This window comes from Sphaerisporangium sp. NPDC005289 (genome assembly GCF_040607455.1).
Classification (GTDB): Bacteria; Actinomycetota; Actinomycetes; order Streptosporangiales; family Streptosporangiaceae; genus Sphaerisporangium; species Sphaerisporangium rhizosphaerae.
The window spans coordinates 1-25,480 of record NZ_JBEXGS010000033.1; the positions used below are offsets into that span (position 1 = coordinate 1).

Consider the following 25,480-nt stretch of genomic DNA (forward strand, 5'->3'; position numbering starts at 1 on the left):
TCCGCCGGAGTGGTCTGGTCGCTGATCTTCGCCCCCGCCCCCCGCACCGGAGGACCGGTCGACGTCGAAGCCGCCGGCGGCACGGTCGTCATCACTCCGGGCGAGTCCCTGCCACCCCTGCTCGACTCCCCGCCGCCTCCCCCCTCTTCCCCGAAGACCACCACGGCACCCACCCCGGCACATAAGGCCACGTCGGCCCGAAAGTCCACGCCCGAGCAGAGGCCCACACCCGGGCAGGCGTCCACGCCCGGGCAGAGCCCTCCGCCGCGGGCCGCCTCGGCATCACCGGCCCCGCCGTTCGTGAGCGTCGCCGGCACCGTGGACGTGGGGTACGCCAGGCACGGCACGGCGTCGATCACCTCCACTTCGGGGACCGTCCGCTGGAGCGCGGCCGGGTCCGCCTACGTCACCGCCTCACCGTCCGGCGGCACCCTCCGCGACGGCGAGCGCGGCCGGTTCCGCCTCACCCTCGGCGGCCTGACGCCGGGCACGAGGTCGGACTGCGACCGGCCGCTGAGCACCTACCTCACCATCACCTGGTGGGGGCAGAACAAGGGCGCCGAGGGCTCCGGCAGCGCCACGGTCACCATCGCCTACAAAAAGCCCTGCCCCAAGGGTTCGTAGCCTGTCGCCGAGCGGGCGTGGAACGCTCCCGGTTCGACCTTGCACGACCGGCGACGGTGCCGGCCGAGCCGGCGCGGCGCCGGTCGCAGGCCGAGGCGGAGCCCGGCCGAAGTGGCGTCCAACATAATAGGGATAACCGGGAATTGCGAGGCGTTGACATCGATCGCATATCGCGGCGAAACTTCCTGGGGGGCAGGTGGTGACCCCGGTTGTTTCGAGGTTGTTCCGAGTAGCGTCAATCGATGTGTTTGTCCCCTCACCGATGATGGGCAATGCGTAGAGCCTCGTGGCAGTAACCGCTCGTAGCAAAGTACCTGGACGTTGACGGTCCCTTTCGCCTGCCGGGTGTTCTCGCCTGCCCGGGGGCGGAGTTCCGCCGTTCATGCGTCGCCGTCTCGACTCGTTTCCGAAGGCAGGAGGGTGTCGCGGTCGTGGCTGCCGTGGTGCGTCCATAGCCAAATGTCGAGTCGGTCTCGTCCTTTCTCGATGAATCGGAGATTTGATGCGCGTAGCCCTGCTCACCACGACTCAGCATGGTCATCTGAACCCCTATATTCCGGTGGTCAATGCGCTCCAGGCCGCCGGCGGCGAGGTCGCGCTGCTGCTGTTGTCCGCGGACGGTGGTGCGCTCGACGAGCAGCGTCGCCAGGCCTTGGGCAAGGCACAGGTCCACGCGATCGGGCAGGTCCAGATGGCGCCGTGGAGCGGCGACCCGGCGAAGATCGGCCCGATGCTCGAGTCGTCGCCTGTGGCAGAGCAGACGGCCGACACCCTCCGTGCGACGGCGCCGGACTTCGTGCTCGTCGATTCGCTGCCGGTCACGGCGTCGGCGATGGTCGGCGCACAGGCGTCCGGCGTGCCGTACGGGATGATCTGGGCCAACCTGGGCGGAGTATGCCCGGCCAAGCATCGACAAGGCCGCTGGGCGTACGACGAGCAGGTCGGCGACTATCTGACCAGGCACGGGGTGGCGTGGTCGACCCTGACTCATTCGGCGCGTTCGCCGATCCTCAATCTGATGCCGACGATCCCCGCTCTCGTCGGGGAGGACGGGGTCACCGACGACGGTGTGCAGCTGGTCGGGTTGCCCGGTGCGGCGGGGACCCGCGGCGACGAGGTCGCCTTCTCGGGCCTGGATCGCATCGACCCCGGCCGCCCGGTGGTGTACGTCTCCTTCGGCACGATCTTCTACCGGCGGCCGGACCTGCTGCGCACGGTGATCATCGGGGCGGCGGCGACCGGCGCCCAGGTGATCGCCTCGGTAGGAGATCTCGCCGAGGAGCTCGCGCTGCCCGACGAGGTGCTCACCGCCCCGTATCTGCCGCAACGTGAGGTGCTCGAGCGCGCCGATGTGTTCATCACCCATGGCGGATACAACTCGGTGGCCGAGTCGATCCGGGCGGCCACGCCGATGCTGGTGATCCCGCTGGCCGTCGATCAGCCCATCCAGGCGTACTTCGTGGGCAGCGCGGGCTTCGGGACGGCGTTGGAGCCGGCCGGAGTCACCGAGCAGACGGTCGCCGACGCCGTCGCCGATCTGCTCGATCCAGCCCAGGGCTACCGGGCCCGGCTGCGCGCCGCGCAGCCGGAGTGCGGCGATTCCGCCGCGCGCACGGCCGAGCTGGTCCTCAGCACGGTCGAGACGTTACAGCGAAAGGGGGAGCAGTGACGATCGAACTGCGGCGGCCGGTGGGCGACCCGATCGTGATCGACGATCTCGAGCGCCTCTCGTTCCAGGTTGATCGCCGCGCCTACACCGACGAGGACCTGGCCGCACAGGAGATGACCAGGATCTTCGATCGCTGCTGGTTGTACGTCGGACACGAATCGGAGGTGCCCGGGCCGGGCTCCTACGTGGCACGCGACGTCGGCGGGCGCCCGGTGGTCATGGCGCGCGGGTCCGACGGGGTGGTCCGGGTCTTCGCCAACAGCTGCACCCACCGCGGGGCTCTGATCTGCTCACAGCCGGCCGGGCAGACCCGATCGTTCCGGTGCCCGTACCACGACTGGACCTTCTCCAACCAGGGCGACCTGGTCGGGGTCCCGATCCCGGACGGGTACGGGCCGGGCTTCCGCAAGGCGGACTTCGGCCTGGCACGGCACCGTAGTGACACCTACCGCGGTTTCGTGTTCCTCACCTTCGATCCGGAGCAGCCGCGCACCTTGACCGAGTACCTGGCGGGTGCGACGGAGTACCTCGATCTGATCGACGACCAGTCCGAGGCCGGGATGGAGGTGATCCAAGGCGCGCAACTCCACGGGGCTCGGGCCAACTGGAAGCTCATGATGGAGAACAGCGTCGACATCTACCACTTCCGGGCCCTGCACAAGCGCTACGTGGGCTACATGGAGTCGCTGGGGTCGGTGCCACCGCGACGGCGAGGCGGGTTCGGCCGCGCCCTCGGACTGGGACATGGTGCCAACGAGCTGCCCCCGGCGGCGGCCCGCCCGCTCGCCTACTGGACGCCGATGTTCGGCGAGGAGGTCCGGCCGCGGATCGAGGCGACGGCCGCACGGTTCGTCGACCGGTTCGGCGCCGAACGCGCCGAACGGATCACCGGCACCAATCGCGCGGTGCTGATCTTCCCCAACCTGATGATCATCGACGCGATCGCGATCACGATCCGCAAGATCGACCCGGTCGGCGCCGGCCAGATGGCCATCACCTCGGTCGCCCTGGCCCCCAAGGACGAGGACCCCGACATCCGGGAACTGCGCAAGAGTCACTACCTGACCTTCCTCGGCCCCGCCGGCTTCGCCACCCCCGACGACATCGAGATCGTCGAGTCGTGCCAGCGGGGTTACCTCAACCGCACGGTCCGCTATTCGGACCTGTCACGCGGCATGAACAAGGAGGTCCCGGAGACGACCGACGAGCTTCCCGCCCGCGAGTTCTGGCGGCAGTGGGACCGGCTGATGCACGGCGACGACGGTCACCTCGAGGTCGCCCACCGGGCCGAGATGCGAGGGGCGCGAACACGATGACCACCGAGCTGACGGTCGACGAAACGGCCCAGGTGCGCCTGTGGCACCAGGTGAGCCGGTTCCTTTTCCGTGAGGCGCGGCTGCTCGACGAGTGGCGCCTGCGCGAGTGGTACGACGAGATGCTGACCGGCGACATCCGCTACTCGGTGCCGGCCACCGATGTCCGCGGCGAGAGCGCCGACGCCCTCGGGCTCATCGACGACGACGCCGCCCGGCTACGCCAGCGGATCGAACAACTCCTCAACGGCGAGGTGTGGTGCGAGAACCCCCGGTCGCGCACGAACCGCATGATCAGCAACGTGGAGATCCTGACCGACCGGGGCACGCACCTGGACGTGGCGGCGAATGTCGTCGTGTACCGGTTCGGGCACGGGCGCTCTGACACCTACGTCGGAAAATGCCGGTTCGAGCTCGTGATCGAGGGCGAGTCGTTCCGGATCAGGAGACGGGTCGTGGTGCTCGACCACGAGACGTTGTACGAGCACGGAAAGCTCAGCATCATCCTGTGAGCGGACGGTGACCGCGGCGGGCCCCGGCGGCGCCCCACCCGTCGCCACCGCCCGGCCGAGTCTCCCGCGCGAGGTCTACGTCCTCAGTGTCGTCGGTGGCTGCGTCATGCTGGGCCTGGGGCTGGTGGTCCCGGTGCTCCCGGTGTACGCGGCGACGTTCGGGGCCGGGCCCGCGCAGATCGGAGCGATCGTCGCTCTGTTCGCGTTCCTGCGGCTGGCCACCAGCCCGTTGTGCGGCCGGCTCGGAGTTCGTTTCGGCGAGCGGCGGGTGCTGGTCGCCGGCCTGCTGCTCAGCGCGCTCTCCTCGGCCCTGATGGCGTTCGCCGGGTCCTACGAACAACTGCTGGTGTTCCGCGGTCTCGGCGGCGTCGGCTCGGTGCTGTTCTCGGTGTCCGCGCTGGCGACCCTGCTCGCGGTCGCGCCGCCCGACCAGCGGGGCAGGGCCGGCGCCGTGTTCGAAACGGGCTTCGTGCTCGGCGGGATCTGCGGGCCGGCACTGGGCGGGCTGCTTGCCTCCATCACCCTGTCCGCGCCGTTCCTGGTCTACGCCGTGCTGTTGCTGGCCGCCGCGGCGCTGACCCTGATGGTGCTGCGCACCGGTGGAACCGCCGGCGCGGAGCACGGCCGTGACGTCGTCGGGCTGCCGGCGCTGCTGCGGGATCGGCGCTACGTGGTGGCCTGCATCGCGGCGCTGGCGCAGGGATGGGTCCTGTTCGGCCTGCGCGGCGCACTGGTCCCCGCGGTGGTCGTGGCGTGGGGGCATGACGTGACGTGGGTCGGGTGGGCGTTCACGATATCCACCGTCGTCCAGACGCTGCTGATCGTCCCGGCCGGCCGGATCGTCGACCGCGCCGGCCGCCGGCCCGCCATGATCGCCGGCACGGGTGTGGCCGCGGCGGCGGTCACGGCCCTGGTGTTCGTGGACGGCTACGCCTGGCTGGTCGTCCTGCTCAGTGTGTACGCGGCGGGAACGGCGCTGCTCAACGCCGCACCGGCCGCGCTGGTCGGCGACGTCGTCGCCGGCCGGGGCGGCAGCGGCGTCGCCGTCTTCTCGATGTGCATCGATGTCGGCGCCATGGTCGGACCGGTCCTGGTCGGTCTCATCGCCGAGCGGGTGAGTGTTCCGGCCGCCTTCGGCAGCGGCGCCGCGTTGCTGGCCGTCGCCTTCGTGGCGTCGTGGACGTTGACAACTGTTGGCCAAAACCAAGGAGCTGATCGATGAACCAGCCCTCTGCCCGGCATGAGCAGGGTGAAGCCATGTTCAAGCAGGTCTTCGGCCGCGAGCCGCGTCCGGGTTCCTACCCGGAGTTCCTGCGGATCACCGTCGACCACCTGTTCGGTGAGATCTGGACCCGCCCGCACCTGAGCGTCCACGAGCGCGAACTGGTCGCGCTGACCGCGGTGGCGCTGGCGCGCACCGATTGGGAGCTGCGCGGCCACATCGGTGCCGCCCTGCACCTGGGGATGTCGCGGGAGAAGATCATCGAAGTCATCATCCAGCTCGCCTACTACGGTGGCTGGCCGGTCGCCAACAACGGGCTGCGCGTCGCCCAGGAGGTCTTCGCCGAGTTAGACGGCGACAGCGGGAAGGACGCCGACCATGACCACTGAACCTGCTGCGACCACCGAACCCTCTGCCCTCGACCCGGCCGAGAAGGTCGACCTGTGGCGCCAGCGGTTCTTCGAGGCCCAGGCCGCCGCGGAGGAGTTCGTCCTGGGAGAACACGGCGAGGAAGGGCTGACCGCGTGGATCCAGGCCAACTCCCGCATCACCGCCAAGCTCCTGCAGGCGCAACGGCCCGCCGGGGTCTCCGCCACCGATCACTTCATGACCCGGCTGCAGCGTCAGCTGATGCTGTACGACTCGGCGGTGACCAGTGAGCCCCGGCCCTCGGGCACCGTCCTGCGCAACGCCGACTGCGGGATCCTGCGGTACCGCAAACGGGCCGCCCGCGCCGGCGTCGTCCTGACGTTCTCCTCACCGTGCTCCTACTGCCAGGAACTCAACACCGCCATCGCCGCCCGCTACGTGGAACCGGAGGTCACGGTGTCGTGCGAACAGGCGGGCGACGGGTGCACCTGGCGCGCGGAGCCCGCTCAGGCCGAAGGAGAGGACGCGGCCGGGTCACCGCACCGCGGACGGGCCGGCGACTGAACCAGCGGCAGTGCCGTGCGGCCGTCGGCCGGCGACCGGCTGCCCTCGAGCGTCATGCCGAGTTGCCGGCCCACGGCCACGCACATGTCGAGCGCCGCGGTGCGGGTCAGATCCTGATGACCGCTCTGCGTGAAGCACGCCGAGGCCACGTTCTTGTTCTTCAGGCGCAGGAACCACGGGAACAACGATCCCAGTGCGGGCTCGGTCAGCATCGTGCGCGAGTGCACGATGGTGCCCACCAGCAGGTTGCCGAACGGGCGGTGCGTGGCGTTCATGAAGCTCTTCAGGCGCTCCTGGAAGATCTTCAGCACGGAGGGCACGTTTCCGGCGTACACCGGCATGGCCAGCAGCATCCCCTGCGCGCCCTCGGCCAGATCGACGACGTGCTCGAAGTCGTCGTCGAGAGTGCACCGGCCCACCTCGGGATCAAGGCAGGTGTCCTCGCCTTCGCACATCGCGATGCGGTGGTCGATCAACCGGATCGGCTGGATCCGCGCGTCACCGACCTCGCGGACGACGCCGCTGATCGCCGCCTCGAGCAGCGCGTCGGTCAGCGACGGCAGACGCTTCTGCGTGCAGGACAACGCGACGATCTTCACCTGAGGGCCTCCTCTGTCCGCCCAAGACGGGCACCTGACGAAGCCCCGTGACCGCGCACTGAGGCAGCATCAAAATACCCACCTCGGGTGTGCCTGCGGAAGGGGGCCGGCGAAGGCCGGTCCCCCTCCCCAGGTCATGCCAGGCTGTCGAGCCAGGCCCGGTGCAGGTCGGCGTAGCGGCCGGCCTCGCCGATGAGGCGCTGCGGGGGGCCGTCCTCGACGACGCGGCCGGCCTCCATGACCAGCACCCGTTCGGCGATCTCCACCGTGGACAGGCGGTGGGCGATGATCAGGGCGGTGCGCCCGGCCAGGACGGTGCGCAGGGCCCGCTGGACCAGGCGCTCGCTGGGCACGTCCAGACTGGAGGTCGCCTCGTCCAGGATCAGCACGGCCGGGTCGGCCAGGAAGACCCTGGCGAAGGCCACCAGCTGCCGCTGACCGGCCGACATGCGGCCGCCGCGCTTGCCGACCTGGGTCTGGTACCCCTCCGGGAGCGCCGCGATGAACTCGTGCGCGCCGATCGCGCGGGCCGCCTGCTCGATGTCGGCCGGGGTGGCGTCCGGGCGGCCGAACCTGATGTTGTCCGCCACCGTGCCGGTGAACAGGAAGTTCTCCTGCGTCACCATCACCACGGCCCGCCGCAGCGTGGCCTCCTCCAGGTCGCGCAGGTCGACCCCGTCGAGCAGGACGCGCCCGGCCGTCGGGTCGTAGAAGCGGGCGATCAGCTTGGCCACGGTGGTCTTGCCCGCGCCGGTCGCGCCGACCACCGCGACGATCTGCCCAGGAGGGATCGACAGGTCCAGCCGGGGCAGGACCGGCACGCCGTCGATGTAGGAGAACTCGGCGGCCTCGAACCGCACCTCGCCGAGAGGACGCTCCAGCGCGACCGGACGCTCGGGCTCGGCCACGGCGGGCCGCTCCTCCAGCACGCCGGACAGGTTGGACAGCGCCGCGCCGGCCGACTGCAGGGTGTTGTAGAACTGGGAGATCTCCTGCATCGGCTCGTAGAACTGCCGCAGGTACAGCAGGAACGCGGCCAGCACGCCGACGGTGACCGCGTGGTGCAGCGCGAGCCAGCCGCCGTACAGCAGGACCACCGCGACGGTGATGTTGCCGATCAGCTTGATGCCCGGCATGAACACCGCGACCAAGCGCATGCTGCCGGCGTTGGCGTCCCGGTAGCCGGTGTTGAGCTCCTGGAAGATCTCCTGGTTGCGCGGCTCCCTGCGGAACGCCTGGACCGCCCTGATGCCGGTCATCGACTCCACGAAGTGCACGATGACCAGCGCCACCGCCTCGCGGGTGCGGCGGTAGACGATGCTGGACTCGCGCCGGAACCACCGGGTGAACAGCAGCAGGATCGGCAGCGGCACCAGGGCGACCGCGCCGAGCGGCAGGTCGAGCACCAGCAGCAGACCCGCGGTGCCGAACAGGGTGAGCACGGCGGTGACGATGCTGTCGAAGCCCGACTGGAGCATCTCGGCGATGGCGTCGATGTCGGAGGTGAGCCGGGCGATGACCCGCCCGGAGGTGTAGCGCTCGTGGAAGGCCAGCGACAGCCGCTGGAAGTGGTCGAAGACGCGGCGGCGCAGCTCCAGCAGGATGTCCTGGCCGATCCGCCCGGAGATCTGCAGGAACGCCTGGCGGGTGAACGCCTGGGTCAGTGTCGCGGCCAGGATCGCCGCGACCGAGGCGACCAGCGTCCCGGCGCCCTGGTGCCGCAGCATCGGCGGGATGCCGGCGTCGATGCCCACCTTCACCAGGTACGGGATCGCCAGGCCGGCCGCGCTGGAGACCACGATGACCGCGATCAGCGTGGCGATGGCCCTGCGGTGGGGGCGCAGCAGGTCGCCGAGCAGCCGCCGCGACCGCGCCCGCAGCAGCACCGACACCTTGTCGGGCAGGTCCTCCTTCTTCTCCGCGGCGACGCCGCGCCAGCGCCCGGGTTCGACCGGCGCGCCCGCCGGCGCGCCCGCGTTCACGGGGGTCATCGCAGCGCCTCCCGCTGGTCGAGGTCGGCGTCCTGCGCGAGCAGTTCCCGGTACTCCGGGACCGTCGACAGCAGTTCCTGGTGCCGGCCGACATGGGTGATGGTGCCCTCGCGCAGCAGAGCGACCTTGTCGGCGAGCAGCACGGTGGAGGCGCGATGCGCCACCACCAGGCCCGTCGCCTCCGCCAGCACCCCGCGCAGCGCCTGCTCGACCAGAGCCTCGGTCTCGACGTCGAGGGCGGACAGGGTGTCGTCCAGCACCAGGATCCTCGGCCGGCTGAGCACCGCGCGGGCCAGCGCGAGCCGTTGCCGCTGGCCGCCCGACAGGGACATGCCCTGCTCGCCGATGCGGGTGTCGAGCCCCCAGGGAAGGTCGTAGGCGAACGTCGCCTGGGCGATCTCCAGCGCCTCGCGCAGTTCGTCGTCGCTCGCCTCGCCCCGGCCGAGGGTGAGGTTCTCCCGCACGCTCATCGAGAACAGCGTCGGCTCCTCGAAGGCGGTGGCGACCACCGACCGCAGCGCCGGCAGTTCCAGATCGCGGATGTCGCGGCCGTCGATGGTGACCCTGCCCGCGGTGACGTCGGCCAGCCTCGGCACCAGGGCGGTCAGCGTCGTCTTGCCCGAGCCGGTCGCCCCCACGATCGCGACCGTCTCGCCCGGGCGCACCTCCAGCCAGACGTCGCGCAGCACCGGCCGGTCGTCCCCGGCGAACCGGAAGCCGACGCCCTCGAACCGCAGGTGCCCGCGCGGCCGCTCGATCACCTCCACGCCGCCGACGATCTCCGGCTCGGTGTCCAGGACCTCCATGACGCGGTCGGCGGAGGTCATCGCCTCCTGCGCCATGGCCAGGATGTAGCCCAGCGACGCGATCGGCCACACCAGCTGGAGCATCAGCGTGGTGAAGGCCACCAGCGTGCCGAGCGTGAGCGAGCCGGCGCCGACGGCCAGCGCCCCGAGCAGGAGCACCATGGCCAGGGTGACGTTGGGGATCACCTCCAGGAAGGTGAAGAAACGCGACGCCAGGCGGACCTTGTCCATCGAGACCCGGTAGACCTTCCGCGCGGCGGCGTCGAACTCGGAGAACACATGCGGCCTGCGGCCGAACGCCTTGATCGTGCGGATCCCGAGCGCGGCCTCCTCCACGTAGGTGGCGATGTCGCCCTGCATGTCCTGCACGTCGCGGGAGATGCGGCGGTACTTCTTCTCGAACCGCAACGACACCGCGAAGATGGGCACCGCGGCGGCGACGATGAGCAGGCCGAGCGGCCAGTACATCCGCATGAGCAGCACGGTCACCGTGGCCAGCTGCAGGATGTTCATGACCAGGAACAGCAGGCCGAATCCGGAGAACCGCCTGATCGTCGACAGGTCGGTCGTCGCGCGCGACAGAAGCTGGCCCGACTGCCACTCGCCGTGGAAGCTCATCGGCAGCAGTTGCAGGTGCCGGTAGAGGTCGTCGCGGATGGCCGTCTCCAGGCCGAGCACGGCCTTGGTCTGCATCCACCGGCGCAGGAAGGTCAAGAACGCCTCGGTGACGCCGAGGGCGAGGGCGAGCAGTCCGAGCGGGAGCAGGGCGTCGCCGTGGCCGTGGCCGACCGGGCCGTCGATGATGTCCTTGCCGACCAGAGGGATCGCGGTGCTGGTGGCGATGCCGGCGATGGTGGCGAGCCAGATGATGACCAGTCGGGGGACGTAGGGGCGCAGGTAGGGCATGAGCCGCCGCAGTGAGCGGGATCTTGTTCCGCGGCGCTTGTCCGGGGAGTCGGGGGCAGGGCCTGGGTCTGTACCGTCGGAGGGCATGAGGAAGCGGCATTCCTTAGGGGTAGGCGCGATGGACGGGGGCGGAAGGGCGCTCGAGGGGTGTCGCGGCGGCTTCGGGGGCGCGCGTGGGCAGCCACGGCCGCGGGCGTCACCTTCACCCTCCAAGCCTTCTACTCCCCCGGGCAACCGATTTTCGACACGCACGCGATTCCCGGCATCCCGGGCGGGTGGTCCGGTGTTGGCATACCCACTCGGCGGACCCACCCCACTCCGACGCATCGGCGCCGCCCGCGGGCCCGGCGCCGATGCCGGCGGCGATCAGGCCGCCCGTCGACGCGGACCGGTCAGGGGTTGGCGGCCAGGAACAGGTAGGCGGCGCACAAGGCGAGGTGGACGGCGGCCTGCAGGAGGGTGGCACGACCGGGCATGACGGTGAGGATGCCGACGCCGGCGGTGAGGGCGAGCAGCACGATCTGGGTCGCGCCGAGCCCGAGCAGCAGCGGGCCGCCGAGCCAGATCGAGGCCACGGCGATGGCGGGGATGGTCAGGCCGATGCTGGCCATGGCGGAGCCGAGGGCGAGGTTGAGGCTGATCTGGACGCGGTCGCGGCGGGCGTTGCGGGCGGCGGCGAGGGTTTCGGGGAGCAGCACCAGCAACGCGATGACGACGCCGACGACGGAGTGGGGCAGCCCGGCGGCGGCGACGGTGTGCTCGATGGTCCCCGACTCGACCTTGGCCAGGCCGACGACGGCGACGAGCGCGGCCATGAGCAGGGCGAGGCTGATCAGGGGGGTGCCGGCCGCCGGGACCACCGGGCCACCGGAGCCCTTGGGGCCCTCGGGGCCTTTGGCGCCCTGGGGGCCGGCGCCGGGCACGATGGGGGCGGCCGGCGGTTTCCCGGAGGGCCGTTCCCCAGGGGGGCGTTCTCCGGTGGGCGGTTCCCCCGTGGGACGGGCGCCCTCGGGGGCGCGGGCGGGGACCGGCGGGGCGGCGGCGGGAGCGGCAGGAGCGGGCGGGGCAGGGCGAGCGGCGGGCGGCGCCGGCGGGGCGGACGGAGCAGGTGCAGCAGATGGGGCGGCGGCCGTGGTGGCGGTGAGGAAGGACTCGCGGTGGCGGACGTTCTGCACGAAAACGAACAACGAGTACAGGACCAGTGACGCCACGGCGGCGAAGGCCAGCTGCGGCGTGGAGAACTCCGGGCCGGGGGCGCTGGTGGTGAAGGCGGGCAGCACCAGGCAGAGGGTCGCCAGAGTGATCACGGTCGCCAGGGCCGCGCCGGTGCCCTCGGGGTTGAACCGCGCGGTGCGCGAGCGCAGGGTGACGATCAGCAGCGACAGCCCGACGATGCCGTTGCAGGTGATCATCACGGCGGCGAAGACGGTGTCGCGGGCCAGGGCGGCGGTGGCGGGGCCGCCGGAGATCATCAGGGTGATGATGAGTCCGACCTCGATGATGGTGACGGCGACCGCGAGGACCAGCGAGCCGAAAGGCTCCCCGACACGGTGGGCGACCGCCTCGGCGTGGTGGACCGCGGCCAGCACCGAGGCGGCCAGCAGCGCCACGACGACGATCTCCACGACGGCGGGCAGATCGCGCCCCCACACCGCGACGAGTGCGAGGACCGCCACGATCGGCACGATGGCGGCGGTCAGATCCAGCGGCGAGCGGGCGGTCGTGGCCGCGACCGGCGGAGTGTTCACCACGAGCCTCCGTCGATTGAGATGGCCGGTGCACTCCCCCGCCGGCGACCGTACCGCCTGCCATTCTAGGCGTCGTGGTCACCGGCGGCCCGCACGCGCGTGCCCGTGAACTGCGAACTCACCCCCTCACGCCCGGTCCGCCCCGGCCATGACCGCGCGAGCGATGTCCCCTTTGTGAGATCTATCTCGCCGCGCCGGACTCCGTCGCCGCCGCGCGGCCGAGCGTGCGGTCGAAGACGGTCAGCAGGAGGTAGAGCACGCCTGCGGCGAGCATGATCCAGGCGAGGTGGTGCATGCCGCCGGTGTCGGCGCGTCGCCCGAAGGACGCGCCGGCCGCCGAGGAGGCGATCATGGAGCCGATGTAGGCGAAGGTGCGCAGCAGGCCCGCCGAGGAGGCGATGCGCTCGGGGTCGGCCTGGAAGTAGACGGAGTTCTGCAGGGCCAGGCTTATCAGCCCCTGCGGGAGGCCGAAGAGCAGGGACACCAGCAGCAGGGCCCACAGAGGGCTGTGGCCGGTGAGCGTCAGCATCGCCAGGCAGGCGACGATCTGCCCGGCCGCGCCGGCCAGCAGCTTTCCCCGCACGCCCTTGCGCCGCCCGGAGACGATGGAGACGCCGATCGCCAGCAGGAACAAGGGGACCTGCACCAGCCCGGCGTGGAAGGGCGTCAGCCCGTAGCCCTGCTCGGTCCACTGCGTGAAGCCGAACAGGAAGGCGTAGGCGACGAGGTAGGCCACGAGCGCGCGTGCGTAGGTGGCCAGAAGTGGTGCGTTGCCGCCGAGCACCCGAAGGTCGATGAACGGGGTGGCCGCCCGCAGCTCCCGCGCCGCGAACCCGGCCGCCGCGACGGCGGCGATCACCGGCAGGTACCACTCGCGCGGGTGCGGGTTCATCAGGAACAGCAGCAGACAGGTGAGCATCGCGGCGAACAGCCCCATGCCGGGCAGGTCCAGCTCGGCAACCGGCCGCCCGCGCCGCGGCGACGTTCCCACGGCCGGCCGCCCGCGCCGCGGTGACGTTTCCTCTCCGGCCGTTTCGGCCGGCCTGGGCAGCCGGCGCGCCCCCAGCAGCACGGCCACGACGGCCAGCGGCACGTTCAGCGCGAAGGTGGCGCGCCAGCCGCCCGCCGCGATCAGCAGGCCGCCCAGCAGCGGGCCGACGACGGCGACGGTCTGGTTGGCGACCGCCAGGGCGGTCAGCACCCAGCCGGGACCGTCCGCACCGGTGCGGTCCGCCTCGCCGCGCACCAGTGCCATCGCGGCGGGATACCCGCCGCAGGTGCCGAACCCGAGCAGGACGCGCGCGAGGATCAGCACCCCCAGGTTCGGCGCCAGGGCCCCGATGACACCGGCCACGCCGACGAGGCCGTCTGCCGCGCGTCCCCGGCTTGTCGGGCGTCTCCGGTCCGTCGCACGGCGTCCGCGGTCTGCGGCATGGCGTCGCTCGTCGGATCAGTCACGGGTGAGCCGCTGGAGGACGGCCATGGCGGCGATCACGGCCTGGCGTTCTTGTTCGGTGCACCTGTCCTGCAACCGGCCGGCGAGCCATTCCGTCCGGGCCTGGCGCCCCTCCTCGACGCGGCGGTGGCCCTCCGCGGTGAGCGTGATCAGCAGGCGCCGCCCGTCGGCGGGGTCGGGGCTCCGCTCCACCAGCCCCATCGCGGCCAGCGATGTGACCGTCGCCGTCATCGACTGGTGGCGCACCCCTTCAGCGGAGGCCAGCTCACTGGCCGTGACGCCCCCCTCGCCGGACAGGCGGGCCAGGACGGAGGCCTGCCCCAAGGTGATGTCCTCGGCCTGGGAGGCGTTCAGGATGCGACGACGCAGGCGGCTGATGACCGCGCGGATCTCCCGAGACGCCTGAACCGCCGAGGGCGAGAGGCCCGGGTTCTCGCTCATGCCGTCCACGCTAAAGCGCACAGTTCAAACTGTCCAGTTTGCCTGTGCAATTTCCCTGTACACCTTCTCTGTCCAGATGAGCTGTATGAATGCCCGGCAGGACCCGCCGCGGCCTTCGTCGCGATATTCTCCGGCCCGCCCTTCGGTCGACGCCCCTTCGTCCCGGCGGCCATCGTCGCGCCTCACGCGGCGCCGGATCGCCTGGCCGGTCGTCATGGGCCAGCGCCGGCCGGATGCCCGGTGGTGTAGTGCCGCAGCCGGGGGGCGGCCCAGGCGATGGCCGCCACGGTGGCGGTGGTGAGCAGGCCGCCGGCGCAGACCACCGTGCGGGGGCCGTACGCCGCGGCGGCGGCCCCGTGCACCAGGTTGGCGAGCTGCGGCCCGCCGATGAGCACGACGGTGAGGGCTCCCTGGATTCGGCCGCGCATGGCGTCGTCGGTGTGCGCCTGGGTGATGGCGTTGCGGAAGGCGCTCAGCACGCAGTTGGCCGCGCCGCCGAGGACGAGCGCCGCCAGAGCCGCCCACAGATGCGGCGCCAGCCCGAGGACCACGACGGTCAGGCCCCACACGGCGGCGGCCGCCGCCATGAGGGCGCCCTGGCGGCGGGCGTGGGTGAAGGTGCCCGACAGCAGGCCGGCCGCGCAGACCCCGGCCGGGTAGGCGGCGTACAGCAGGCCCAGTTCCACGCCGCCTCCGGCAGGACCGCCGTAGGTGTGCCGGGCCAGTTCGGGGAACAGCGCCACCGGCATGCCGAAGACCATCGCCGCCAGATCCACCGCCAGCACCGCCACCAGCAACCGGCCCGCCGCCAGGTGGCCGAAGCCCGCCCACACCTGCCCGGCCACCGACCGGTTCCGGCGCCGCGCGCCGTCGGGGGGAGGTGGCAGGGGCGGCAGCGCGGCGACGGCCCACACCACCGCCGTCAGGGCGACGGCGTCGAACAGGTACAACGGGCCGAGCCCGACGAGCGGGATCAGCGCGCCGGCCAGCACCGGGCCGCAGATCGCCCCCGCATAGCGCACCAGCGAGCCGAGACTGTTCGCCGCCGGCAGCAACTCGGCCGGGACAAGGCGGGGCACCACGGCGCCCATCGTGGTCATGATCGCCCCGTAGGTCAGCCCCTGGCACGCCACCAGCACCAGCAGGACCGGGATCGAGGTCGCGCCCAGCGCCGCCTGGATCCACAGACCCGCGTACGTCAGCGCCAGCCCGCAATCGGCGGCCAGCAGCAGCCGGCGCCGGTCCATGACGTCGGCCAGGGCGCCGCCCCACAGCGCCGCCACGACCAGGGCGACGAACGAGACCCCGGCGGCCAGGCCCACGGCCGCGGACGAACCGGTCACCGTGAACAGCTGCGCGGGCACGGCGACCACGCTGAACGAGCCGCCGGCCGCGCAGACCACCGAGGCGGTCCACAGCCGCCGGTAGGGTGCGATGGCCAGCGGGCGCCGGTCGACCGCGCGGAGGCCGAGCGACCGGACCGCCGCGGCGGTCACCGTCCGCTCCCGCCGTCACGGCCGGTCGTGGCGGGGGTCTCCAGCCTGACCACGTCGGCGACCACGCAGGCGATGTTGTCGGGGGCGCCGGCCGCGTACGCCTCGGCGATCAGGGTGTCGAGCACCTGCTCGGGACCGCCGGGGCCGTTCAGCGCCTCGCGCAGCGATGCGGGGGGCACGACGGTGGACAGCCCGTCCGAGCACAGCAGGTACCGGTCCCCGGCCAGGGCTTCGTGCAGCGACAGGTCCGGCTCGGCGGCGCCGGCGCCGGTGAGCGCCCGCACCAGCAGCGAGCGCTGCGGGTGTGACACGGCCTCCTCGGCGGTGAGCCTGCCCTCCTCGACCAGCGAGCGCACGTAGGTGTGGTCCTGGGTGATCTGGAACAGCTCCCCGCCGCGCACCAGGTAGGCCCGGGTGTCGCCGATGTGCACCAGCGCCAGCCGGGACCCCGACCACAGCAACGCGGTCAGCGTGGTGACCGCCTGGCCCGAGGGCGTGGAGGCGGCGATGTCCTTGAGGGCGCGTTCGGCGTCCTCGATGGCGTCGGCGAGCGCGCCGAGCAGATCCTCCGCCGGCACGGCCAGGGTCTCCAGCGGCTTGAGCGCCTCGACGGCCGCCGCGCTCGCGCGGTCGCCGCCCGGGCCGCGGACGCCGTCGGCCACCGCCAGCAGCCGGGCGCCGGCGTAGGCGGTGTCCTCGTTGCTCGTGCGCACCGGTCCCGACTCCGACCGGGCGGCGTAACGGATGCCCAGCATGGTCGCGGCGTCCTCCACGGCGCTGCCCCTTCCCGATAGGTAGTCGACGAGGAAGGTGGCAAGGCGCCCGCGGGCGGCGGTCTCGGCCCGCACCTGGTCCCAGTAGCGGGCGACCTCCTCGGCCGCCGCGGGCGCGGGCAGGTCGCACACCCGGCGGATGCGGGCCAGCGGCATGCCCACCCGGCGCAGCCAGGCGATCAGCCGGGCCCGCTCGAGCTGCGCCGGATCGTAGAACCGGTATCCCGACTCGCCGTCGACCGCGGCCGGCCGCAGCAGGCCGAGCTCGTCGTACAGGCGCAGCGCCTTCGGTGACAGCCGGGCGGCCCGGGCGAACGCCCCGATCGTCAGCAGCTCCCCCACCAGTCCTCCTCGTCCCGGCCACCGCGGCCGGTGCCGACGATGCTTTGGCTTCACCCAGGGGAAAGGTCAACACCGCGCCACCGTTCCGGCCGGCGCTCGCGCGGTCAGGTGGGGCGGGCGCGCAGGTGGGCGCGTTCGCCCTGCGGGCCGAACAGGGCGAGCAGCTCGACGGGCTGGTCGTCGGCCGGGCCCATCCAGTGCGGGACATGGGTGTCGAACTCGGCCACCTCGCCCGGCTTGAGCACCAGATCGCGCTCGCCCAGCAGCAGCCGCAGGCGGCCGTCCAGGACGTAGAGCCACTCATACCCCTCGTGCGTCTGCGTGACGGGCTCGGCGGCGTCGCACCGTGGCGGAATGACCAGTTTGTGCGCCTGCACCCCGCCGACCCGGCGGGTCAGCGGCACGATCGTCATGCCGTGGCGGCGCACCGGGCGCAGATGCACCCGCGGGTCGCCGGTCTGCGGCGCGCCGACCAGCTCGTCGAGGGGAACCCCGTACGCGCGGGCGAGCGGGAGCAGCAGCTCCAGGTTCGGCCGCCGGGTGCCGCTCTCCAGCCGCGACAGGGTGCTCTCGGAGATGCCGGTGGTGCGTGACAGCTCCGCCAGCGTGAGGCCGCGCCCTTTGCGCAGCTCGCGCAGCTTCGGGCCGATCGCCGCCAGGACGTCCTTCAGCTCTCCCATGGCCCCACCTTGCCGAAACGGCACGACGAATTGCAACCGGCGCGGAGGCGGGGCCACCATCGAGCCCACGTCCGGCCGCCCGCGCGGGTCCCCTTCGCGGCGTCCCGCGCCCCACCATCGAGAAAGGCAGCCTCATGCACCACGACACGCCCGGCGCCGGCCGCACCGACGAGGCCGGAGACTTCTGGGAGAACCTCTACAGCGGCCGCGAGCAGGTGTGGAAGGGCGATCCCAACCCCCTGCTGGCCGAGACGGCGCGGGGCCTGGCGCCCGGCGCCGCGCTGGACCTGGGGTGCGGCGAGGGCGGGGACGCCGTCTGGCTGGCCACCCGCGGATGGCGGGTGACCGCCGTCGACATCTCCCCGACCGCTCTGCGCCGCACCGCCGCCCACGCGGCCACCGCCGGCGTCGCCGACCGCGTCACCACCGAGCGGCACGACCTGTCCCGCACCTTCCCCACCGGCGCGTTCGACCTCATCAACGCCCAGTATCTGCAGACGCCGTTCGAGTTCCCCCGCCCACGGGTCCTCCGCCAGGCCGCGAACGCGCTGACGCCCGGCGGGCTCCTGCTCATCGTCGACCACGGCTCGGCACGCCCCTGGGCCTGGAACCCCGATCTCGACGCCCACTTCCCGGCCCCCGAGGACATCGCCGGGGAGATCGGCCTGGACCCCGCCCGCTGGCGCCCCGAACGCCTCGACCGTCCCCAGCGCCAGGCCACCGGCCCGGACGGCCAGACGGCCACCGTCACCGACACCGTCATCACCATCCGCCGCCTGACCCCCTGACTCCTCCCCGCCTCCTCCCTCCCTGACCTTCCGGCGGCCCCACGGCCAGGCGGCCCCCCGTACCCACCGGTGGCGATCTTGCACGGATGACCGCCGGTCGCCCGCCCCCGTCGGAGGACGACCGGCGCACGCCTCGACCGCCGTCCGTCCCCCCCCCGGACGGACATGCGGCCGGCGCTCCTGCCACCGAACTCTCGCTGTGCCGGCTTTCGCGGGGACCGGCGGCGAAGGCGCCCTGGTGCCGACCACCGCAGGGCGAGGAACAGGCCCCCGCCCGTCAGGCGCCGCCCGGCGTCACCGGATACGGCGCCCGCCTGCGACCGGTCGCACCGGCCCCGCCCTCGGCGGCGCGGAGACGGACGACGGACGGCGGACCGCCACGAGGGTGACGGCGGGGGTGACGGCGGGGGTCGGCGAACGGCGGATCGCCATCGGGGTGACGGTGGCGGACGGCACGCGCGACCTCCTGGGATGCCGGTGACCCCTGCCGCCTCCCGGTCCTGCCCAACCCCGCCGGAGGCCACCGCCTCGCGCTCCGGGCGAACGCCGGTGGACACCGCCGGTTCGCGAGCCGGGTGGACGCCATGCGGGTCCGAGGAGGATGTGCTTCATACCGTCCCTCGCGTTGTCTGCTGCTCTGATGCTTGCCATGTCGTGCAGTGTCAGGAACAAGCCGTCACACCCGTGGCGGTCCGTCTGGAAAGGCGGGACGGGGCGCACCGTCCCTCGTGGAAGACCTGCCCGCCCGATCACGGGTGCTCTTCCCGACGCCCTCTTTCCTGTGGGCCCGGGGCGAAGCGCGTCCGCACGCGCGGGGCGGAGTGCGCCCCGCCAGGGGCGCGGGGGCGGAGCCCGTCCCGCCGGTCGCGCGCTCTGGGCGCCGTCAGCTGCCTTCCTGTACCTGGAAGATCTCATCGGCGACCAGCCCGTGCGCCGCGCGGTGCACCGCGGCGGCCGCCTCGGCCGAGGGCGCCTCGACCAGGCAGAAGATCCTGCCCTGCCCCTCGTCGACCCAGTACCGCAGATAGCTGACGTCGTGCCCCGCCTGCTGCTGCAGGTCGGCCTTGTGCGCCTGGGCGACGTCGGCCATCGCGACGCCCCCGGCGATGGTGTGCACATCCATGTAGAGCGGCATTCCGGCCTCCTGTCTCGTGGTGAGTCCCGCCAACCGTAGGGACGGGGGCCGCGGGGCCGGATGGGGAGCGGTTCCCTATGTTGCGCCGCGTGCTCCCCAGATTTCCGCCGCGCCGCCACGCGCCCCCGGCGTGCGGCCACGCGGGCCCGGCGTCCGGGCCGATCCGCCGCGCCCGGTCGGCTCCTCCGCGGCGCCGCCGGCCGGTCCGGCCACCGTCCGGCCGGCCGGCCCCTGCCTCGTCCCACCGGCCGTCACCGGGACTTCGAGGCCGGCGAGGCCGAGACGGACGGCCTGTTCGGCGGCGGCGCCGCGGCTGGGGGCGCCGAGCTTGGCGAGGATCGCCGAGACGTGGTGGCCCGCGGTCTTGACCGAGATGAACAGCTTCGCGGCGATCTCGGCGTTGGTGTGCTGTGCGCAGACCAGGGCGAGCACCTCACGCTCGCGCCGGGTCAGCCCGGAGGGATGCTCCCGGGTGGCCGCTCGCGGCCCGGCCGGCAGCGACCGGACGCCGAGCCCGCGCAACTCCTGACGGACGATGCGGGCCGCGGGGAGGGCGCCCAGGTCGGTGAACATCGCCAGGGCCTCACGCAGCTCCGGCTCGCCGCCGGCGCCGGACAGGGCGAGCGCGGCGTCGTAGCGGCAGTCCAGCTCGGTCCAGGCCCGCGCCGCCGCGACGGGCTCGCCGCCGAGCTCCAGCCGGTACGGCTCGGGCACCTCCCCCTGCGGCGGCCGCGGGGACCCGGTCCGCACCAGCCAGACGGCGACCGCGCCACGGTCCCAGGGATCGGAACCGGCCGACACGTCGTGGGCCAGTTCGGCCTCGCGGCGCGCCTGCCCCGTCCTGCCCTCCAGCCAGTACGCCTCGGCGCGGGTCAGCCGGACGGGCACGATCTGCTGCGGCTCGCCGGTGCGGTCGGCCAGCACGGCCGCCTCCTCCAGGTGCTCCCACACCCCCGGCTCACCCCGGCGGGCCAGGACCGAGCCGATCCTGCGCACCGTGCACAGCCGGTTGGACGGGGACGCGCCCACCGTGGCCAGGATGCCCGTGCTGATCAACAGCGACTCCTCCCAGCGCCCGTCGCGTTCCATGACGGTGGACCGCTCGCTGCGCAGGCAGGTCGCGTAGGAGGTGAGATCGTGCTCGTCGCAGTAGGCGATGCCCTCGGCCAGGTAGCGCTCACTCTCGGCGAACCGCCGCCGGCCGTTGTGCAGGGCGGCCAGGTTGGCGTACGCCCTGCCCGCCTGGTCCTGGTGCCGCCCGGCCAGCGCGATCTCCAGCGCGCGGCGCATCGGCCCCTCCCAGTCGCCGCCCCGGGTCCAGGCGCACACGGCGCGGGTGTTCAGCGCGTCGCTGAGCACGTCGGTGGCGCCGAGCCGCTCGGCCAGCTCCTGGGCCCGCAGCGCCGCCCCCTCCGCCGCGTCCAGTTCATAGCGCAGCATCCGCTGGTTGGCGTAGGTGGCGTACGCCCAGGCCAGCTCGACGCCCGGCCCGAGCGGCTCAAGGAGCGACACGGCGCTTTCGACGGGGGCCCGTTCCCCGTGGCACATGTTCCACATGATGCGCGACAGCCGCCGCAGCGCGTCGCCCTCACGCAGCCGGTTCCCCGCCTTGCGCCACTCCACCAGGGCGCGCTCGCACGCCTCGGCCGCCTCGTGCCACTGGTCGAGCAGCGCCGCCTCGTCGGCCAGCCCCTCGCACAGCTCGGCGAGGGTCGTGGCGTCCGTGCCGGCCGTGTCGCCCGGGTCGGCCGCGAAGCGCAGTGCTCGCCGGAACTGCGCCGCGGCCTCGCGGTGGGAGGACAGCCACGCCGCGCGGCGGGCGGCGGCGGGCGCGTGACGCAGGACCGCGGCCGCCTCACCGGCCGCCTCGGCGTGGAAGGCCATCCGGGCGTCGTCGTCGCAGCCGAGGGATTCGAGCGCGGCGAGGACCCGGCCGTGGACGGCGCGGGCGCGGTGGGCGGGCACCGCCTCCTGCACCGCCAGCCGGGCGATCTCGTGACGGAACCGCAGCCACTCGCCGTCCCCGACGACCAACCCGCACGCCAGCAGCTCGTCCACGGCCGGGCCCGGGAACGGGGTCACCGCCTCCAGCAGCCGTGACTCGACCCTGGTGCCGGTCAGCGCCGCGACGTCGAGCACCTGACGGGCCGGGCCGCTCAGCCGCGCCGCGCGCGCCAGCACCGCGTCCCGCGCCGAACCCGGGATCTGTGATGACCCGGGCGCGTGCATGCCGGCCCGCACGACCTCGGTCACGTAGAAGGGGTTGCCGCCGGTCAGCCGGTGCAGCGCGCAGGCGTCGGCGCCGCTGCCTGCGGCCAGCTCCCGCACCGCCTCCGCCGACAGCGGCGCCAGGCCGATGCGCCGGGTCGACCGCTGCGAGGCCAGACCGCCCAGCGTGACGCGCAGCGGATCGGACGGCGCCATGGCGTCGTCCCGGTAGGTCGCGATGAGCAGCAGCCCGGTGCCGCGCAGCCGCCGGCCGAGGAAGCTCAGCAGGTCCAAGGTGGCCTCGTCGGCCCAGTGGACGTCCTCCACGACGACGGCGTCCAGCGCGTGCGGGTCACCGACTTCGCGCAGCAGCCCCCGGAACAGCTCCTCGCGGCCGGCTCCGGCGCGGCACAGCTCCAGCAGGGGGCCGCCCAGCCGGTCGGCCAGGTCGAACAGCGGCCCGAGCGGGCGCGGGGTGAACAGCCCGTCGCACGCCCCCCACGACCACCGTGCCGGCGGCAGGTCCCGCTGGAAGCGCTCGACCAGCGCCGACTTGCCCACCCCCGCCTCGCCGGCGACCAGGACCAGCCGCCCCTCACCCCGCGCGGCCTCGGCCGCGTACTCGGCCAGCGACGCAAGCGACGACTCCCGCTCCAGCAAGCGCATCCCCGTAGTATCCGCCACCGCCGCGACGGCCGGTAAGGGATCGCCCCGGCCTCCGGCGGCCCGGCCGGCCGGGGCCGGGCGCGAGGAACGGGAACGGGTCTACCCGCCGGAGGTGAACCCGCCGGCGATGATCTCCAGCAGGGCGGCGTGCGTCGGCTGGTCGGCCGCCACGACCAGACCGCCCGCGCCGGTGTGCACGGGCTCGCCGCGCAGACCGGTCACCACGCAGCCGGCGGCCCGGCACAGCGCGATGCCGGCCGCGAAGTGCACGCTGTCGCGCAGGTGGCCGTCGGTGAGGTACGCGGCCCGCCGGCCGGCGGCCACCCAGGTCACCGCCAGGGTGGTGGAGACGACCCGGGGCCGGAACCGCGCGGCGAAGCCGGGGTCGGCGAGCACGCGGACGGCGCGGAAGCCCGGCTGGTTCGGGAACGGCGGATCGAGGTTGAGGTCGACCAGCCGCGACTCCGCCGAGGGCGCCAGCGCCTGGTCCACGCCGTCGCGGCGGACGTAGGCGTGCTCGCCGCCGGTCCAGAACACCTCTCCGGAGAACGGGTCGGCGCAGGCGGCCACCGTGACCTCCGGCCCTTCGCGCAGGGCGACATTCACCGCGACCAGCATGCCGCCCGTGGCGTAGTTCAGCGTGCCGCACAGAGGGTCGACCAGCCACACCCGCTCCGCGCCCGCGGAGCCCGTGCGCCCGCTCTCCTCGCCCACCACCGCGTCGTGCGGGCGGGCGGCGCGGATGACCTCCATGATGGCCTTCTCCGCCTCGATGTCGGCGGCCGTGGCGAAGTCGTCCCCGGACTTGGGTACGCGCGTCATCGACGCGCCGTACATCGCGCGCACGACGTCGGCTCCCGCCTGCGCCGCCGTCCGGGCCAGCTCCTCATCGGTGATCACCATGCGCGCAGCATAGAGGCCGCGGCGCGGATGGTCGCCTCAGCCGTCCTGGCCAGGGGCGGCGCGGCGGGCGGCGACGGCCAGGCGGGTCTCCTCCTGGACCAGGTCGGCGTTGATCGCCGCGGCCGCGCGCATCCCGGCCGCCGCCGCGGTGACGACCTGGCCCATCAGGTCGGTGACGTTGCCGGCCACCCACACCCCGGGCACACCGGTGGCGCCCATGGGATCGGCGTCGAGGCGGGTGCCCACGACGTGACCGCCCAAGGACTGCTCGACCGGCTCCAGGCCCAGGCCCGCGAGCGCTCCGGTGCGGGCCGACAGGTGCGACGTCACCACCAGGGCGGTGCAGGGCACCACCCGGCCGTCGGCCAGCCTCACCCCGGTCAGCCGGTCGCCGCCGACCTCCAGCCCGGCCGCCTCGCCCTCGACCACGGCGATGTCGCGGGCGGCCAGCCGCTCGCGGTCGCCCGCCGGGGGCTCGGGCGCGGTGTGCAGCAGCAGGGTCACCCGCGGGCTCCACTGCCGCCACAGCAGGGCCTGCTCGGCGGCCAGGGCGCTGGTCGCCAGCACGGCGATCGGCTGGTCGCGGACCTCCCACCCGTGGCAGTACGGGCAGTGCAGCACGTCGCGGCCTCACCGCTCGGCCAGTCCCGCCACCTTGGGCGGCTCGTCGGCCAGGCCGGTCGCCACCAGCAGCCGCCGCGCCCGGACCGGCGAACCGCCGGCCGGCACCACGCGGAAACGGCCGTCCTTGGTCCGTTCGACCGCGATCACCTCGCCGGAAAGGACGCTGCCGCCGTAACGGGCGACCTCCGCGCGGCCCTCGGCCAGCAGCCGCGCGGGCGGCGTCCCCTCGCGCCCCAGGTAGTTGTGCACCGCCGAGGCCGGGGCGTTGCGCGGGCCGCCCGCGTCCACCACCAGCATCGAGCGGCGCGCCCGGGCCAGCGTCAGCGCCCCGCTCAGCCCGGCCGCCCCGCCGCCTACCACCACCACCACGTCGAAGTCCCGCTCCCGCTCGTCGGAAGCGGTCCGCGCCGTCTGTTCGTGCCTGTCGGTCATGTCCGGCACCTCCGTTCGCCGCAGATGCTCCGCCACCGCTCGCCGATCGGGCAAACCCTCTTGCCGATCCGGCAAGGGTAAAATCCCGCCAAAGCATGCGAGGGCCCGGCGCCGCCCGCGGCGCCGCTTCACGGGCCCGCACGGCGGGTCCGGCGCGGGCGGGCCCCGCGGCGACCGCCGCCCGCCCCGCGGACTGTCACCTGCGCACCCGGCCGACGGCGTAATTTGAGATATGGACCGTGACCGGCCACTAGGAGCCTTCCTCCGGGCCCGCAGAGAGTTCACGACTCCTGAGCAGGCGGGAATCGCGCCCGGCCCGAACCGCCGCAGGACGCCGGGACTGCGGCGTGAGGAGGTGGCGATGCTGGCCGGCGTCAGCATCGACTACTACATCCGGCTGGAGCAGGGCCGCGAGCGCCGTCCCTCGGAGCAGGTGCTGGACGCTCTGGCGCAGGTCCTGCGACTGGACGCCGAGGCCACCGAGCACCTGCACGAGCTGGCCCGCCCGCGCGTGCACCGGCGCGAGGTCCCCGGCCGCGCCGACACGGTCGACCCGAACGTGATACGCCTGATGAACGGCTGGGACCGCGTCGCCGCCTACGTGGTCAACCCCCGCCTGGACGTGCTGGCCAGGAACGCGGTGGCCAGTGCCCTGTACGAGGGCCTCGACCACAACGACAACCTGCTGCGGCTGGCCCTGCTCAATCCCCGGGCGCGGGAGTTCTATCTGGACTGGGAGAAGGACACCCGCTACAAGGTGGCCCACCTGCGCGCCGCGTCCGGCGCCGACCAGGACGACCCGTACCTCAACGAGCTGGTGGAGGAGCTGTCACGGGCCAGCCGGGAGTTCCGCCGGCTGTGGGACCGCCACGACGTGCGCAGCCGCATCCGCGCTCCGGTGCGCTTCCATCACGCGGTGGTCGGCGAAGTGATCACCACCATGGAGGTGCTGAGCGTCGACAGCGCTCCGGGCCAGAAGCTCGTCGCCTTCCAGGCCGATCGGGGCAGTCCTTCCGAGTGCAAGCTGGCAGAGCTCGGCCGCATGGGACGGGAGACGGCCGGCCGCCGCGGCGAGGGCCCGTCCGGACGCGAGCGGGGCGGGGCGTCCCGGCCCGCCGTCTCACCCGAGACCGGCGACGCGGCGGGCCGGGTGCGGTGCCACCCGGACGCGCCCTCCGGCGGGCAGGGACGGTGACCCTCGCGGCGCGGCGCG

At 73.2% G+C, this 25,480-nt stretch carries 22 protein-coding genes and 1 pseudogene; 9 read left to right on the top strand and 14 right to left on the bottom strand.

Translation table 11 applies throughout. The features are described 5' to 3' along the window. The 7 genes and pseudogenes from ABZT47_RS36655 to ABZT47_RS36685 form a co-directional block, all read left to right on the top strand. Positions 1 to 624: pseudogene (locus ABZT47_RS36655) on the top strand (hypothetical protein); the annotation flags it as partial. Positions 625 to 1,126: 502 nt separating this feature from the next. After that, the gene (locus ABZT47_RS36660; protein ID WP_354852555.1) at positions 1,127 to 2,293 is read left to right on the top strand and encodes a glycosyltransferase; all 1,167 of its coding nucleotides are present in this window, start codon (positions 1,127 to 1,129) and stop codon (positions 2,291 to 2,293) included. Beyond that, positions 2,290 to 3,609, top strand: a complete 1,320-nt coding sequence (locus tag ABZT47_RS36665) for an aromatic ring-hydroxylating dioxygenase subunit alpha (RefSeq protein WP_354852557.1) — start codon at positions 2,290 to 2,292, stop codon at positions 3,607 to 3,609. Before ABZT47_RS36660 ends, ABZT47_RS36665 begins: the two co-directional genes overlap by 4 nt. Beyond that, positions 3,606 to 4,118 carry an aromatic-ring-hydroxylating dioxygenase subunit beta gene (locus ABZT47_RS36670; RefSeq protein WP_354852559.1) on the top strand — a complete coding sequence of 171 codons (513 nt, stop codon included), beginning with the start codon at positions 3,606 to 3,608 and terminating at the stop codon, positions 4,116 to 4,118. Before ABZT47_RS36665 ends, ABZT47_RS36670 begins: the two co-directional genes overlap by 4 nt. Before the next feature lie 7 nt (positions 4,119 to 4,125). After that, a complete protein-coding gene (locus ABZT47_RS36675; RefSeq protein ID WP_354852560.1) occupies positions 4,126 to 5,340 on the top strand; it encodes an MFS transporter in 1,215 nt (404 codons plus the stop codon). Further along, positions 5,337 to 5,729 (top strand): carboxymuconolactone decarboxylase family protein, encoded by a 393-nt coding sequence (locus ABZT47_RS36680; protein WP_354852562.1) that lies wholly within the window; start codon positions 5,337 to 5,339, stop codon positions 5,727 to 5,729. Before ABZT47_RS36675 ends, ABZT47_RS36680 begins: the two co-directional genes overlap by 4 nt. Then, the gene (locus tag ABZT47_RS36685; protein WP_354852564.1) at positions 5,719 to 6,273 is read left to right on the top strand and encodes a hypothetical protein; all 555 of its coding nucleotides are present in this window, start codon (positions 5,719 to 5,721) and stop codon (positions 6,271 to 6,273) included. The genes ABZT47_RS36680 and ABZT47_RS36685 overlap by 11 nt, the downstream gene beginning before the upstream one ends. On the opposite strand, the gene ABZT47_RS36690 is transcribed toward ABZT47_RS36685, so the two are convergent. The 9 genes from ABZT47_RS36690 to ABZT47_RS36730 all read right to left on the bottom strand — a co-directional run bounded on the left by ABZT47_RS36690 (position 6,216) and on the right by ABZT47_RS36730 (position 17,511). Next, the gene (locus ABZT47_RS36690) at positions 6,216 to 6,872 is read right to left on the bottom strand and encodes an NAD(P)H-dependent oxidoreductase (RefSeq protein WP_354852565.1); all 657 of its coding nucleotides are present in this window, start codon (positions 6,870 to 6,872) and stop codon (positions 6,216 to 6,218) included. The genes ABZT47_RS36685 and ABZT47_RS36690 overlap by 58 nt on opposite strands. A gap of 134 nt (positions 6,873 to 7,006) precedes the next feature. Then, a complete protein-coding gene (locus ABZT47_RS36695) occupies positions 7,007 to 8,863 on the bottom strand; it encodes an ABC transporter ATP-binding protein (RefSeq protein WP_354852567.1) in 1,857 nt (618 codons plus the stop codon). Then, a complete protein-coding gene (locus tag ABZT47_RS36700) occupies positions 8,860 to 10,575 on the bottom strand; it encodes an ABC transporter ATP-binding protein (protein WP_354852569.1) in 1,716 nt (571 codons plus the stop codon). Before ABZT47_RS36700 ends, ABZT47_RS36695 begins: the two co-directional genes overlap by 4 nt. A 392-nt stretch (positions 10,576 to 10,967) precedes the next feature. Beyond that, a complete protein-coding gene (locus ABZT47_RS36705) occupies positions 10,968 to 12,323 on the bottom strand; it encodes a hypothetical protein (protein WP_354852571.1) in 1,356 nt (451 codons plus the stop codon). Between the two features lie 181 nt (positions 12,324 to 12,504). After that, complete coding sequence (locus tag ABZT47_RS36710) at positions 12,505 to 13,677, bottom strand: MFS transporter (RefSeq protein ID WP_354852572.1); 1,173 nt, start codon at positions 13,675 to 13,677, stop codon at positions 12,505 to 12,507. Between the two features lie 96 nt (positions 13,678 to 13,773). Continuing rightward, complete coding sequence (locus ABZT47_RS36715) at positions 13,774 to 14,220, bottom strand: MarR family transcriptional regulator (protein ID WP_354852574.1); 447 nt, start codon at positions 14,218 to 14,220, stop codon at positions 13,774 to 13,776. A 212-nt stretch (positions 14,221 to 14,432) separates the two neighbouring features. Next, the gene (locus ABZT47_RS36720; RefSeq protein ID WP_354852576.1) at positions 14,433 to 15,716 is read right to left on the bottom strand and encodes an MFS transporter; all 1,284 of its coding nucleotides are present in this window, start codon (positions 15,714 to 15,716) and stop codon (positions 14,433 to 14,435) included. Next, a complete protein-coding gene (locus tag ABZT47_RS36725) occupies positions 15,713 to 16,831 on the bottom strand; it encodes a MerR family transcriptional regulator (protein ID WP_354852578.1) in 1,119 nt (372 codons plus the stop codon). The genes ABZT47_RS36720 and ABZT47_RS36725 overlap by 4 nt, the downstream gene beginning before the upstream one ends. 104 nt (positions 16,832 to 16,935) lie before the next feature. Then, on the bottom strand, positions 16,936 to 17,511 hold the full coding sequence (locus tag ABZT47_RS36730) for a helix-turn-helix domain-containing protein (RefSeq protein ID WP_354852580.1): 576 nt from the start codon (positions 17,509 to 17,511) through the stop codon (positions 16,936 to 16,938). 134 nt (positions 17,512 to 17,645) lie between these two features. On the opposite strand from ABZT47_RS36730, the gene ABZT47_RS36735 reads away from it, so the two are divergent. After that, the gene (locus ABZT47_RS36735) at positions 17,646 to 18,299 is read left to right on the top strand and encodes a class I SAM-dependent methyltransferase (protein ID WP_354852581.1); all 654 of its coding nucleotides are present in this window, start codon (positions 17,646 to 17,648) and stop codon (positions 18,297 to 18,299) included. A gap of 883 nt (positions 18,300 to 19,182) precedes the next feature. Here ABZT47_RS36735 and ABZT47_RS36740 read toward each other — a convergent pair. The 5 genes from ABZT47_RS36740 to ABZT47_RS36760 form a co-directional block, all read right to left on the bottom strand. Continuing rightward, positions 19,183 to 19,434 (bottom strand): DUF4242 domain-containing protein, encoded by a 252-nt coding sequence (locus tag ABZT47_RS36740; RefSeq protein ID WP_354852583.1) that lies wholly within the window; start codon positions 19,432 to 19,434, stop codon positions 19,183 to 19,185. A gap of 75 nt (positions 19,435 to 19,509) precedes the next feature. Then, positions 19,510 to 22,308, bottom strand: coding sequence for an AAA family ATPase (locus ABZT47_RS36745; protein WP_354852585.1), 2,799 nt, complete (start codon positions 22,306 to 22,308; stop codon positions 19,510 to 19,512). Positions 22,309 to 22,407: 99 nt separating this feature from the next. After that, positions 22,408 to 23,211: an inositol monophosphatase family protein gene (locus ABZT47_RS36750; RefSeq protein ID WP_354852587.1), complete on the bottom strand. Its 804-nt coding sequence runs from the start codon at positions 23,209 to 23,211 to the stop codon at positions 22,408 to 22,410. A gap of 36 nt (positions 23,212 to 23,247) precedes the next feature. Continuing rightward, the gene (locus ABZT47_RS36755) at positions 23,248 to 23,832 is read right to left on the bottom strand and encodes a hypothetical protein (protein WP_354852589.1); all 585 of its coding nucleotides are present in this window, start codon (positions 23,830 to 23,832) and stop codon (positions 23,248 to 23,250) included. Positions 23,833 to 23,841: 9 nt separating this feature from the next. Further along, positions 23,842 to 24,267 carry an FAD-dependent oxidoreductase gene (locus ABZT47_RS36760; protein WP_354852591.1) on the bottom strand — a complete coding sequence of 142 codons (426 nt, stop codon included), beginning with the start codon at positions 24,265 to 24,267 and terminating at the stop codon, positions 23,842 to 23,844. A gap of 232 nt (positions 24,268 to 24,499) precedes the next feature. On the opposite strand from ABZT47_RS36760, the gene ABZT47_RS36765 reads away from it, so the two are divergent. After that, positions 24,500 to 25,462, top strand: a complete 963-nt coding sequence (locus ABZT47_RS36765; RefSeq protein ID WP_354852593.1) for a helix-turn-helix transcriptional regulator — start codon at positions 24,500 to 24,502, stop codon at positions 25,460 to 25,462. Positions 25,463 to 25,480: the final 18 nt, after the last annotated feature.